Raw genomic sequence first — 12,016 nt, forward strand, 5'->3', positions numbered from 1 at the left:
CCGCGGACGGCCCGCGAGCCCGGACACGGAGGAGCGGCATGGCACGCAGCGCGCGCGACGAGGGAGTGCTCGTGATCGGTCTGGGCCGCTTCGGCGCCTCGATCGCCCACACCCTCGAGAAGCTGGGCACCGAGGTGCTCGCGATCGACACCGATGCGGAGCTGGTCCAGAAGCACTCCGGGCAGCTCACCCACGTGGTGCGGGCCGACGCCACCCAGCCCGAGGTCCTCGACCAGGTCGGGGCCGCGGACTTCTCCCTGGCCGTGGTGGGGGTGGGCACCTCCATCGAGGCCAGCGTGCTGATCGCCGCGAACCTGGTGGACCTCGGCAAGCCCGTCATCTGGGCGAAGGCGATCTCCGCGGCGCACGGCAAGATCCTCCAGCGCATCGGCTGCCACCACGTGGTCTATCCGGAGGCCGACGCCGGCAAGCGGGTCGCGCACCTGGTCAACGGCCGCCTGATGGACTTCATCGAGTTCGACGACGACTTCGCGATCGTCAAGATGCGCCCGCCGCGCGAGGTGCAGGGCCTGACCCTGGCCGACTCCGACATCCGCCAGCGCTACGGGGTCACCGTGGTGGGCGTCAAGTCCCCGGGCAAGGACTTCACCTACGCGGTGCCCCAGACCATGGTCGCCGCGCACGACCTGCTCATCGTCTCCGGCCGCACCGCGCTGATCGAGAAGTTCTCCCAGCGCCCCTGACCCCGTCCCGGTCAGTCCGCGGTCATCTCCCGCGACCGCTGCGCAGCCGCGGCCATCGCCGCGGCGACCCCGGAGCGCACCCCGGCCCGCTCCAGCGCCGCCAGACCCTGGACGGTGGTGCCGCCGGGGCTGGAGACCCCGTTCTTGGCCACGGCCGGATGGGTGCCGGTCTCCAGCAGCAGCGTGGCCGCCCCGCGCACGGTCTGCTGCACGAGCGCGTCCGCGAGGTCGCGCTTCAGCCCCAGCCGCACGGCCTCGTCGGTCATCGCCTCGATGATGGTGAACACGAAGGCGGACAGCGAGCCGGCGGCGCCGATGAAGGCGTGCACCTGCTCCTCGGTGATGTCCACGGCGAGGCCGGCGCGGGCGAACAGGGCGTGCACCAGAGCGTGCTGCTCCTCGCCGACGGCGCCGCCGCGCATCAGGCCGACCACGCCCTCCCCGACGGAGATCGGGGTGTTGGGCATGGCCCGCACGACCGGCTGCCCCTCCCCCAGCGCCGCTTCCATCTGCGCGAGGGTGACGCCGGCGGCCAGGGAGATCACGACGGCCCTGCTCGGCAGCTGCTCGCGCAGCTCGGAGAGCAGGTCGAGGACCTGGTAGGGCTTCACACCGACCACCACGACGTCGGCGCCGGCGACCGCCTCGGCGTGCGAGCTCGCCGCGGTCGCCCCGAGGGCGGCGGCGGCGCGCTCGCTGCTCTGCGCGGAGGAGTTCGCGATCAGCAGGTTCTGCCCGCGCACGCCGGCGGCGAGGACGGTCCGGGCGACGGGGCCGCCCATGTTGCCGGCCCCGATCACGGCGACGCGGAGGCTGCTCAGGTCCGGTCCGGCGGGCCGCGCGGCGGTCGGGTCCGACGGGTCTGCGGTGGTGTGGTCCATGGTCCCCAGGGTACGGCGCGCGGTGCTCAGCGCTCGCCGCTGCCGGCGCCGGCCGGCTCGACCGCAGCGGGGGTCGCCTGCGAGCGCGCCTCGAGCAGCACCAGCGCCTGCACGAGGACCGCGCCGAGCAGCATGAGCGCCAGCAGGGGCGGCCAGTCCGCGGTGGGGGCCAGCAGCCCGCCGGTCGCGTCCTGCCAGGGCCACAGGCTGCGCAGCGCCCCCACCATCACGCCCGCCAGGACCACCATGGTGCCGCGATGGTGGTGGACCAGCAGATGCCGCATCAGCCGCACCACCCGCACCAGCCCGACGCAGGCCCAGAGCCCGAACCACGCGATGTACCCGAGGTCGCGCTCGTCGACCGCCTGCAGCGTGGGCTGGTAGAGACCCAGGCTGAGCAGGATGAAGGATCCCGAGACCCCGGGCAGGACCAGTGCGCAGACCGCGATCGCGGCGGCCGGGGCGATGATCCAGGGGCTCGGGTCCAGCGACGCCGTGGGCAGGGAGGTGAAGAGCAGTCCGGCGAGCACGCCCAGGGCGAAGCGGAGCCCCTCGGGAAGCCGCCAGGCTCCGCCGGAGAGCCGCAGCGGCACCAGCACGGAGCCGGCCACCAGGCCCAGGAACAGGGCGCGCATCGCCTGCGGGTGGGACTCGACGAGCCGTCCGACGGGACCGGCGATGGTCAGCACCGCGGCGACCATGCCCAGGGCCACCGGGAGGACGCAGCGCCAGGAGACCGCGCGCAGGTGCTCGAGCGTGCGTGCGCGGCGCTGCGGGCCGGTGAGCAGGCTGCGGGCGGCGGCGGTCAGATGATGACCGGAGTCGATCAGCTCCTCGTACACCCCGGTCACCAGCGCGACGGTGCCGCCGCTGACTCCCGGGACGGTCTCCACCACCCCGATCAGCAGGCCGCGCAGCAGGTTCCCCAGCAGGCTGCGGCGGGGACCGGGAGCAGCCGCAGGTGGTGCGGACGCGGCAGCAGGGGCGTCGGGCGAGGCGGCGTCCGTCATCCCGTCAGCCTAGGCGACGGCGACTGGGCGTCGGCCGGACGGCACCAGGGCCGCCCGTGCGCGGCGGACCGGTCCTCGGGGCCGCCAGGGCGAGCGGCGGACTACCGCCCGCGACCCCAGTGGGGCGGCACGTCCCCCGCGATCCGGGCGTCGTTGGACTCGTCGGCCCCGGGCTCCGGGGCGTCCTCGGCGACCCGGTCCGGCAGGAGCGGGCGCCGCTCCGGGGCCGCCGCGACCTCCTCCTCGTCGTCCCAGGGGATCGGCTTCCCGGTCACCGAGGAGATCACCACGCGGCGGGGCGGTCGCGCCGCGCCCTCGGCGGAGGTCACTGCCGCTCCTGGTAGCGGCGGATGGCGCTGGAGACCGAGACGTCCAGCAGCACGGAGCGCTGCTCGAAGCCCAGGAAGCTGCGCACCTCGGTGGCCAGGTGCTCCTCGAGGCGGGCCCGGCCGTCGGAGCAGATGTACTCGACCACCGCGTCGAAGTCGTCGCTCGAGTAGAACGACAGCGGGTGGCCGGCGGGGATCTGCGGGCGGGGCAGGCGGTGGCGGATCGTCCCGACCCCGGTGAGGGCGTCGGTGCGCTCCTCGGCCTGCACCAGGCGCAGCGCCCGCTCGACCGCGCGGCGGATGCGCTCGGCCTCGCCGTCGGGATCGATGAACAGCGCCCAGGACCAGACCCGCTCGGTCGACCAGCCGGCGGCCTCGAGCCGCTCCGCGCGCAGGCGGTCCCGCTCGCGCTGGCTGGGGGTGTCGACGTAGTGGGCGCCGTCGGTGTCCACGGCCAGCAGCATCCGACCGGGCAGGTCCGGATGGCCCAGCGCCAGCTCGATCCGGTCCGCGGAGAGGCCGAAGTCGCGCTCGACCAGCAGGCCGAGCCGCCACAGCCGGTCGGCGAGGTCCTGCACCAGGGCGTCGGTCTCCAGCTCCCGCGGCGCGGCGGGCTCGGCGGCCTCCTCGGCCCCGGGATCAGCGTCCTCCGCGGAGGCCTCGGGACGGTCCGCGTCGGGGGACGCAGCGCCGTCGGCGTCGGCCGCCGGCGCTGCGGCGGACCCGCCGGCCGCACCGGCGGCGGTCGCCCCGGCCGGTGCTGCCGAGGCGGACCCCGGCTCCGCGCCGTCCGCTGCCTGCTCGTCCGCGCCGGACTGCCCGGCCTTGCGGGCGAGCGCGGCCTCGATCGCGGCGTCGAGGTCCTCGTCGGTCAGGTCGTCGTCGGATCCCTGCGCCGCGGCCGGCTCGAGGGCCGGCTCCGCGGCGGCATCGCCGGCCACGACCGGTGCGGCGGGGGCCGCCCGGGACGCCTCGGCGGGCGGGGCCACCTCCTCGCCGCTGCCGGTGAGGGCGGCGACGTGCGGGACGACGGGGACGTCGGGACCGCCCTGCAGCACCCAGAGCAGGGCCCGCAGGTCGCGGGCGCCCTCGCTGCGCAGCCGGGCGTGGTCGAGGTCCTGCACGCCGATCGAGGACACCACGGTGGTGCGTCCGCGGGCGCGGGTGATCAGCGTGGCCAGGGCCTTGCGGCCGGCCGGCCCGGACAGCGGTCCGAAGCGGTGCAGGAGCCGGCCGTGGGGGGTCTGGCCGAAGCCGATCGAGACGATGATGTCGTCGCGGATCACGGCGGTGGCCTGATCGGCGGGCAGCACCGTGAAGACCTCCCGGGCCCCGGGGTCGAAGTACTCGCGCAGCGCCGGGATCACCGAGACGGTGTTCATGATCCGCTCCATCAGGCGCCGGGCGTGCTCCTGGGTGACGGTGAGCACCGCGAGGGAGCGCTCGGGGCGGGTGCGGGCGTGCTCGATGACGAGATCGGTGACGCGGCGCAGCTCGGCCTCGGTGCTCTCGACGTACTCCATCCCCTCGGTGACCGGGCCGCGGCCGTTCTCGACCAGGATCAGGCGGTCCTGCTCCGGGGCGACCGGGCTCGGCACCGCGACCACCTCGCCGACCAGGGCGCGGCGCTGGGCGAAGCAGCGCAGTCCCTCGGTGGCGGGATGGGCATCGCGGAGGATCTCGACGTGCGGGGCGATCCGCAGCATGTCGTCCAGCAGGCTGGGGGCGGACTCCCCGCCGTACTCGAGGGGATCGCCGACCACGACGGTCTGCCGGGCGCGGACGATCGAGGGCAGCGCCGCCGCGGTGGGCAGGCGGCCGCCGTCGGCGACGATCAGGACGTCGAAGTGGCGGCCGCGCGGGATCACCTGCGGCACCAGGTACGGCGAGGCGAGCCAGGCGGGCCGGGCAGCGAAGAGGATGTCCTCGTACTTCGCGGCCAGGTCCCGGATGGAGACGGTCGAGGAGCGGGCCAGCTCCGCGATCGCCGCCCGGGAGGTGTCGGGGAACTGCGTCATCGTCGCCACCCGCACCTCGTCGGCCGCGGCGTGCACCCGCGCGGAGGCGCCGGCGAGGTACTCGGCGTCGAGCCGCCGGAAGCGCTCGGCGACCTGCGAGAGCGAGGTGCCGTCGTACTGGGAGATGGTGGGCTCCGCCCCGGCGATCAGCTCCAGGACGCTGCGCCACCAGCTCAGCTCGAGCTCGGCGCCGACCTGGTGGATCGGGACCCGGCGGACGCGGAGGTCCTCGACCAGCTCGCCGAGCCCGTCGAAGCTCAGCCGGCGCAGCAGCTCGGTGCGGCGCGGCAGGGTCTCGAGGTCGTCCCGGTCGGTCAGCAGCGCGTCGACACGGCGCTCGAGCTCGTCGAGGTCGGTGCGGGCGAGGTCGGCGCCGACGGGGGTGCCGTCCAGCAGCACGGACAGCTCGTCGAGCACCTTCTCGGCCCGACCGATGATGCGGCGCACGCCCTCGAGGTCCTCGGGCAGCGAGGGCCGCGACGGGGCGGCCTCCGGGGCGGAGACCGCGACCCGACGCCAGTCCTCGCTGACCCGGCGGGCATCGCCGAGGTCGCGGTGCAGGTCCGGGGAGGGCGAGGCGGGGCGCTGCAGGGCGGCGGCCTCGCGGCGCAGCCGTCGGCGCACGCGGAAGCCCATGGTCACCCCGCGCTCCTCGCGCCACTTGCGGTCCGCGGTGGCGGCGACGAGATCGGTCAGCGGGGCGGAGAACACGGCGGACTGGAAGGTGGTCAGCAGCGTGCGCACCCGCTGGAGCAGCGCCAGCCGCTCGTGCAGCTGGGTCAGGGTGGTGGGCTCCTGCAGTCCGAGCTCGGCGCCGGTGCGGGCGCAGGCCCGTCGCAGCTGCGGCAGGATCTCCTCGCGCAGCTGCCCGAGCAGCTCCTCGGCGCGGGCGGCCTGGGTGTCGGTGCTGATCGGGGCGCCGTACCAGGCGGTCTCCTCGGGGCCGCTGGTGAGCACGCCGAGCTCGGCGGCCTCGCGCAGGGCCGCGGCGAAGCGGTCGCGCTCCTCGCCGACCATCCGCGCGGCGACGTCGGCCCGCAGCCGCACCTGGGTGCGGGGGGCCGTGCGCAGGCGAGTCAGGGCCGCGAGCGCCGAGATCGCGTCGTGGGCCGAGGCGTTCCAGGGCTGCTGCAGGCGGTGCATCGCCTCGACGTGGCCGACCAGGATGTCGCGGCTGCGGCCGAGCTCCGCGGGGGCGACGTCGTCGGGTCCCAGCCCGTGGGTGCCGGCGCGGCGCAGGCTGCGCAGCAGCGCCGCGGAGGCGTTGCGCTGCAGGGACGGGGCCGGCGAGAGGTCGAAGACGAGCTCCTCGAGGCCGCGGCGCTGGGCGATCCGCACCAGCTGGGAGAGGTTGCGGCGGCGCTGGGAGACGATCAGCACGGAGCGGCCGCGGGCGTTGAGCTCCTCGGCGAGGTCCACCACCAGCTCGAGGCTGGTGGTGCCGGGCGGGGTGGCCACGACGAGGTCCTGACCGGCCAGCACACGGTTCAGCACGGCGTGATGGCCGGGGTCGACGGCGGCGACGAGCTCGTCCTCGGGGACCTCCGGCGCGGTCGCCGTCGAGCGCACCAGGGCGCGGGCCTCGCCGTCGCCGGCGAGCGCCGCGACCAGCGGGGAGGCGGCCCAGTCCTCGCGGTCGGTGGTCAGGTCGCCGGCGACGGAGCCGGCGGCGTCCATCAGGTTGCCGACCACCAGGGCGTGGACCACCCGGAAGCCGGGCAGCGGCTGGCCGAGGGAGCGGAAGGCGTCGAGCACGGGGGTGGGATCGAAGCCGTGGTGGCTGTCGGTGGTGGCCAGCAGCGCGCGGGCGTCGACCGCGACCCCGGCCTCGCGCAGGGAGCGCAGCAGCACCGGGTTCAGGTCGGCGGTGGCGTCGACCTCGAGGTCGACGTCCTCGCGGGCGTTGCCGCGCAGGCGCAGGGTGATCGGCCGCACCAGCACGGGCGCGTGGATCGGGGCCGAGCCGTCCTCGGGGTACCAGATCGCCTCGCCGATGCCGAGGTGGCAGGTGGTCAGGCCCACCTCCTCGGCGTGGCGCTCGGCGACCTCGCGGATGGTGCGGGCATGGGCGCGGGCGTCGGCCAGCGCACCGACCTCGCGCACCAGGGACGACAGCCGGGTCGGGCCGCGCCCGGCGAGCAGCTGCGCGAGACCGGAGGGGTGGGAGTGGGTCAGGTCCAGCACCACCCCGCCGGCGCGGATCTGGGTGAAGAAGGAGGGCGCGTCGACGCCGCCGGTGATCTGCTGGGACCAGCGGTCCAGGGCGTCGGCGACCCGGTCCTCGCGGCTGAGGGGGCGGTGCTCGTGCGGCTGCTCGGGCAGGTCGTCCTCGTCCTGCTCCGGGGCGATGCCGGCGCCGACCTCGTCGAGGTGCCGCTCGACGACGATCTCGTAGCCGCCGCTGCGCGGTGCGGGCGAGCTGCCGGCGGTGACGCGCTCGCGGGCCGACGGCGTCGCGGCGCGCTCGTCCTCGGCCGCGTCGCCGGCGCGCTGCGCGGCGACCCGGCGCTCCTCGGCCAGCGTCGACAGGGCGTCGTCCCGAGGGATCGCGTCCTCGGCCGCTCGGTCCGGACGCTTCGTGCCGCGCAGGAAACTCCACATGGACGCCAACGCTACCGGGGCCGGGGCACCGCTCGGTGCAGGCCCGCCGCGCGGACGCCTCCCGGCCTGCTCACATCGGGCCCACGGCCCGCGCTCAGACCTCGTGCAGCCGCACCGAGCTCTCCTCCAGGTGGGCGCGCAGCTCCGGGGTGACGGGGCCGGCGATGATGAGGTCGGTCAGGACCGAGATCGGGCAGATCCCGGCGAGCGCCCGGTGACCGATCTTGTCGGCGGTGGCCAGCCCCACCACCCGGCGCGAATGCCCGATCATGGTGCGGGTGACGCCGGCCTCCGCGTCCGAGTTGCAGGTCAGCCCGGCGCTGATGTCCAGCCCGACGGTGCCCACGAACATGGTGTCCAGCCACAGGTCGCGCATGGTGGCGGTGGCGAGCGGCCCGGTGAGCTCGAAGGAGTAGGGCTCGGCGACGCCGCCGAGCACCACGGTGCGCACGGAGGGCCGCAGCACCGCCTCGGAGGCGATGTTCAGGGCCGCGCAGACGACGGTGAGGCCGGGCGTCCCGTCCCGGGAGTCGATGTCCGGGCGGGCCACCGCCCGGCGGGCGACGGAGGTGGTGGTGCGGCCGCCGTTGAAGCCGATGATCTGCCCGGGCTCGACCAGCGCGGCGGCGCGGTCGGCGACCCGCTCGCGCTGGGCGGAGCCCTCGTCGGCGGTGCGCGGGACGGTGGCCAGGGAGTAGGCGACGTCGACGGCGACGATGCCGCCGTGGGTGCGGCGCGCCAGCTGGGCGCGCTCCATCTCCACGAAGTCCCGCCGCACGGTCGACTCGCTGACGGCGAGCTGTTCGGCGACCTCGGCGACGCTCAGCCGCTTGGTGGTGGCCAGTCGCGTGAGCACATGGTCCCAGCGGGCGCTGCGGCTGGTGGCCGCCGCTCGCTGGACGCCCTCGCTGCGCTCGGCGGGGGCCGACGGCTGCGCCTGACCGCCGCCCGCGCTCGCGGGAGGCTGCTGCTCAGGGGCCGGGGGTCGCGGTGTCACAAGCCCAGTATGGCGCGAAGGACCCCGGCGGGCCGGGCGGGCGGGAATCCCCGGGCCGCGGCCCGGCCAGCGGGCTCAGTCGCGGCGGCGCAGGATGAGGAAGACGGCCACCGAGGCACCGACCACGATGACGGCGAGGACCCAGATCAGGGTGGACATCGAGAAGCCGCCCTCCTCGGGCGCGGGCTCCTCGGCGGCGGGGGCGGCCGCTGAGCCGCTGTCGCCGGCCTGGGCGCCTCCGCGATCGCTCGCCGCGCCGGCCTCCGGGGCGCCCCCGGCGTCGCTGGGGGCGGGGGCGGGGGCGGCCGAGGCAGCGGGGGCGGCCGCCTTCTGCTCCACCGTGAGGGTGAACTCGCCCTCGATCGGATGGCCGTCGCTGGAGACCACCCGCCACTGCACCGAGTGGGTGCCGGCGGGCAGGGGCTCGGGCAGCGTCGCGGTGACGGTCGGGCCCTCGACGGTCGGGGTGATCTCGGCGAGCTCGGTGCCGGAGTCGTCGGTGATCAGCACCAGCGGGCTGACCTCGAGGATGTCGGCGCTGTAGGTGAGGGTGATCGCCTCGGGCGAGGTCTCGAGGGCGGCGCCGTCCTCGGGATCGGAGGAGATCAGGGTGTCATGGGCCCGGGCCGCGCCGGGCAGCGCCATCATCAGGGCGAGCAGCAGCGCCGTGGCGAGCGCGAGCAGCGGAGCACGGCGGGCGGCGGCGGGGCGGCTGAGCTGGGTCATCACCCCAGCAGGCTACGACAGAGTCCCCTGCCGGACCGGGTGCCGTCGGTCACCACCCGGGGCGCGCACCGGACCCGCGGGGGGCGGTCACGTCCGGGGCAGCTCGACGGCGTGCCGCAGCACCGGCAGGCTGGCCCGCGCGGTCTCGATCTCCGCGAGGTCGAGGTCCACCAGCAGCAGTCCGGGGGTGCGGCCGAGCTCCTGGCGGACCTCGCCGAGGGGGCCGACGGCGGCGCTGTGGCCGATGCCGCGGGCGGCGCGGCCCGTGTATCCGGCGGGCGGGGCCTGGTCGACGGCGAGCAGGGCGCTGGTGGAGTCCAGGGCGCGGGCCCGCAGCAGCAGCCGCAGCTGGTCCCGCTTGCCCGGGCCCTCGGCCCAGGCCAGCGGCAGCAGGATCACCTGGGCGCCGCGGCGGGCGAGGGCGGTGAACTGCTCGGGGAAGCGCACGTCGTAGCAGGTGGCCAGGCCGAAGCGGGTGCCGCCGAGGTCGAAGGTCACCAGCTCGTGGCCGGGGGCGACGGTCCGGGACTCGTCGGCCCCGAAGGCGTCGAAGAGGTGGATCTTGCGGTACTCGAGGCGCGGGCTCCCGCCGGGCCCGCGCACCAGCAGGGTGTTGTGCACGCGGCCGTCGTCGGTGGGGGTGAAGGAGCCGCCGACCACCACCAGATCGTGCAGGTCGGCGAGCTCCTGGAGGAGGCGCTCGAAGCCGGGATGGTGCTGCTCGGCGGCGGCGCGCAGGTCGGTGCCGAAGGGGGTGAGGGTCGCCTCGGGCAGCACCACCAGCTGGGCGCCCTCCTCGGCCGCGGCGGCGACGGCGCGGCGCACGGTCGCGAAGGTCTCCCGGGGGTCCTCGGACACCTCGAGCTGGGCCAGGGCGACGCGGGGCCCGGCGACGCGGCGCGCCTCGTCCAGGGCCTCGGGGGTGTCGATGTCCGCCCCCTCGGCCCCGGCGGCGGGCCGGGTGGCCAGCTCCTGCTCGCCGAGCTGCGCGTACAGGCGGCGCAGGCTCAGGTTCACCCAGCCGCCCTCCGGATTCTCGACGGCGGCCAGCGCCGTGCGCAGGCGCGGGAGCGGCCAGGCGGCGCCGAGGTACTGGATGTGGCCATCCTCGCCGGCCAGGGCGGTCACCTGCTGCGCCGAAGCGCTCTGCGCGGCCAGGGACCGCAGGGTCTCGGGGCGGAGCAGGGGCATGTCCCCCGCCAGGACCAGCACGGTGGTCGCATCGCCGGCGTCATCGAGCTCGTCGACGCCGCGGGCGAGCGCCGCGAGCGGGCCGGAGCGCGGCGGGTCCTCGAGCACGAAGCGGGCACGGTGCCGGGCGGCGAGCGCCCTGCCGTCCGGCCCGTCCGGGCCCACCACGATCCGCACCCCGGCGGGCGTGGCGCGCAGCACCCGCTCGAGGGCGCTGGCACCGGCGATCGGCAGCCGCGTCTTGTCGGTGCCGCCCATCCGCGAGGAGGCGCCGCCGGCCAGGATGACGGCGGCGACGGTGGCGGTGGTCTCGGTCTGCTCGCTCGGCATGGGTCGATCCTGTCACGAGCGCTAGGATGTCCGCGGTCCGCATGGTGTCCGTGCCTGTCAGCAGGGCACCGATCGGCCTCCGTAGCTCAGGGGATAGAGCACCGCTCTCCTAAAGCGGGTGTCGCAGGTTCGAATCCTGCCGGGGGCACTTATCTGACCTGCGTCGCTGCACGTCATCTGGCACCTTCCTCCGACTGCCTGGGCTCCTGTGACCCCCGTGTGACACCCGCCCGGCCGTTCACCAGCTCCAGCGCCGCCGCATCTTCGCTCCCGGCGACGTGGGTGTACCGCGATGTGACGGCGAGCGAGGAGTGTCCGGCCCAGGTCCGCACGGTCGCGAGCGGCACCCCGGCGCGCACCCATTCGGACACCGCCACGTGGCGCAGATCGTACAGCCGCAGCTCCGGTGCGATCTTCGCCCATGCACATCACGGCGCAGGTTCCGGGAGGCGATCAGCCCTCCCCCGGGTGCGGTGAACACCCGGTCACGGGGCGAACGACTCTCGATATGCCGTTCGAGGTCTACGCGGACGGCACCCGCCACGGGCACGAATCGTGCCTGGTGGTTCTTCACGTCCTTCTCGACATGGCCTTCGGGATGTGACCGCAGCACGCGCAGCCGGCCCCCGGAGACGTCACCGACCCGCAGAGCGCGCATCTCCCCCGGCCGCAGCCCGGTGTACGCCATGAGCCGCACGTAGAGCCGGTATCCCGGGTTCGTGATGTTCCCGGCGATCCGCTCCACTTCATCCCAGGTCGCCATCGTCGCGGCATGCAGAGGGACCTCTCCGGCCACCTGGACGCCGCGTGCAGGATTATCGATCCGGTACCCGCGTTTGACCGCCCAACCGAAGAAGGCGGACAGCGAGATGACCGCGCGCTTCTTTGTCCCCTCCGAGACGCGCAGCCGATGGACGTACCGCTCGATTTCCGCGTGAGTCAGCTCCCCGACCGGGGACCGCTCGACGCTCACCGGCAAGGCCAGGAGGAAGCGGCGATCCGTCGCTACCGTCGAGGCCGCGACCCGCCCCTCTCTGTCGGCCAGAAACTCGGTGACCGCCGCCGCGACCGTGGTCGTCTTCCCGAGGCGGGGGTCGAAGCCGCCTGCAAGGCGCACCCGTTCGGCGGCCTCCCACGCCAGGGCGTCCTTCTTCCGGTCGAAGGACTTGGTGGACACGACCTGACGCCCACGCTTGACCCTCGCGCGGAAGCGACCCGATGGCAGTTTG

The 12,016-nt window shown here is 75.4% G+C and carries 9 protein-coding genes and 1 tRNA gene; 2 read left to right on the forward strand and 8 right to left on the reverse strand.

The window, feature by feature from the left end; translation table 11 throughout:
- Window positions 1-38: 38 nt before the first annotated feature.
- Entirely contained in the window at window positions 39-704 is a 666-nt protein-coding gene (locus tag ACOJUI_RS13255) for a potassium channel family protein (protein WP_422115414.1), read from the forward strand.
- 11 nt (window positions 705-715) lie between these two features.
- Here the strand turns inward: ACOJUI_RS13255 and proC are convergent, their stop codons facing one another.
- The 7 genes from proC to ACOJUI_RS13290 form a co-directional block, all read right to left on the reverse strand.
- The gene (proC, locus tag ACOJUI_RS13260) at window positions 716-1,585 is read right to left on the reverse strand and encodes a pyrroline-5-carboxylate reductase (RefSeq protein ID WP_422115415.1); all 870 of its coding nucleotides are present in this window, start codon (window positions 1,583-1,585) and stop codon (window positions 716-718) included.
- A 26-nt stretch (window positions 1,586-1,611) separates the two neighbouring features.
- Window positions 1,612-2,595: a DUF368 domain-containing protein gene (locus ACOJUI_RS13265; RefSeq protein WP_422115416.1), complete on the reverse strand. Its 984-nt coding sequence runs from the start codon at window positions 2,593-2,595 to the stop codon at window positions 1,612-1,614.
- A 101-nt stretch (window positions 2,596-2,696) separates the two neighbouring features.
- Window positions 2,697-2,924 carry a hypothetical protein gene (locus ACOJUI_RS13270; RefSeq protein ID WP_422115417.1) on the reverse strand — a complete coding sequence of 76 codons (228 nt, stop codon included), beginning with the start codon at window positions 2,922-2,924 and terminating at the stop codon, window positions 2,697-2,699.
- Entirely contained in the window at window positions 2,921-7,543 is a 4,623-nt protein-coding gene (locus ACOJUI_RS13275; protein WP_422115418.1) for a hypothetical protein, read from the reverse strand. The genes ACOJUI_RS13270 and ACOJUI_RS13275 overlap by 4 nt, the downstream gene beginning before the upstream one ends.
- A 94-nt stretch (window positions 7,544-7,637) precedes the next feature.
- A complete protein-coding gene (locus ACOJUI_RS13280; RefSeq protein ID WP_422115419.1) occupies window positions 7,638-8,540 on the reverse strand; it encodes a DeoR/GlpR family DNA-binding transcription regulator in 903 nt (300 codons plus the stop codon).
- Window positions 8,541-8,615: 75 nt separating this feature from the next.
- The gene (locus tag ACOJUI_RS13285) at window positions 8,616-9,266 is read right to left on the reverse strand and encodes a copper resistance CopC family protein (protein ID WP_422115420.1); all 651 of its coding nucleotides are present in this window, start codon (window positions 9,264-9,266) and stop codon (window positions 8,616-8,618) included.
- Window positions 9,267-9,353: 87 nt separating this feature from the next.
- A complete protein-coding gene (locus ACOJUI_RS13290) occupies window positions 9,354-10,787 on the reverse strand; it encodes a nitrilase-related carbon-nitrogen hydrolase (protein ID WP_422115421.1) in 1,434 nt (477 codons plus the stop codon).
- A 75-nt stretch (window positions 10,788-10,862) separates the two neighbouring features.
- Here ACOJUI_RS13290 and ACOJUI_RS13295 point away from each other — a divergent pair.
- Window positions 10,863-10,935, forward strand: a tRNA-Arg gene (locus ACOJUI_RS13295).
- A 25-nt stretch (window positions 10,936-10,960) separates the two neighbouring features.
- On the opposite strand, the gene ACOJUI_RS13300 is transcribed toward ACOJUI_RS13295, so the two are convergent.
- Window positions 10,961-11,164, reverse strand: a complete 204-nt coding sequence (locus ACOJUI_RS13300; protein WP_422115422.1) for a hypothetical protein — start codon at window positions 11,162-11,164, stop codon at window positions 10,961-10,963.
- Window positions 11,165-12,016 lie beyond the last annotated feature (852 nt).

Source organism: Brachybacterium sp. UNK5269, from assembly GCF_049266655.1.
Taxonomy (GTDB): Bacteria; Actinomycetota; Actinomycetes; order Actinomycetales; family Dermabacteraceae; genus Brachybacterium.